This window comes from Bradyrhizobium sp. NBAIM08 (genome assembly GCF_020193935.1).
Taxonomy (GTDB): domain Bacteria; phylum Pseudomonadota; class Alphaproteobacteria; order Rhizobiales; family Xanthobacteraceae; genus Bradyrhizobium; species Bradyrhizobium yuanmingense.
Genome location: NZ_JADYVR010001047.1, coordinates 1 through 398 on the forward strand (window position 1 = coordinate 1; position 398 = coordinate 398).

General features: G+C 63.3%; 1 protein-coding gene. It reads left to right on the plus strand.

The features are described 5' to 3' along the window. Positions 1 to 398, plus strand: a 398-nt coding sequence (locus I6F37_RS43395; RefSeq protein ID WP_225154895.1) for a hypothetical protein, incomplete at both ends; no start/stop codon positions are given.

The window sequence follows — 398 nt, forward strand, 5'->3', positions numbered from 1 at the left end:
CCCGTCGGGGCATCCGCTCCGCGGTCGGCCGGGCTCACCACGAGAACATCATTGGGTTCTCAAACGAGGACGACCTCGACGCCATCCAACTCGAGCTGGTCGGCATCGAGAACGCGCTCGCCGGCGTCTTGAACCGCATCAACGCTCTTGACGCCCAGGCCAACACCTACCGGCAGCACGCGACCGCATACGCCGCAATCGCGACCTATAAGTGGGAGCAGGTCGACATTACCTCGATCGAGGCCCGCATTGACGGCCTGAGAAAGCGGCAAGCAGAGCTCCTGGGCAGCGACAACCGACTCCAGGGTCTCCAGAAGCAGATTGATGACCTGAAGGAGATGCACCGACTCTCCCAGGAGGAGGACGCCGAGCTCCGCAACACCGCCAAGGCCCTGAAG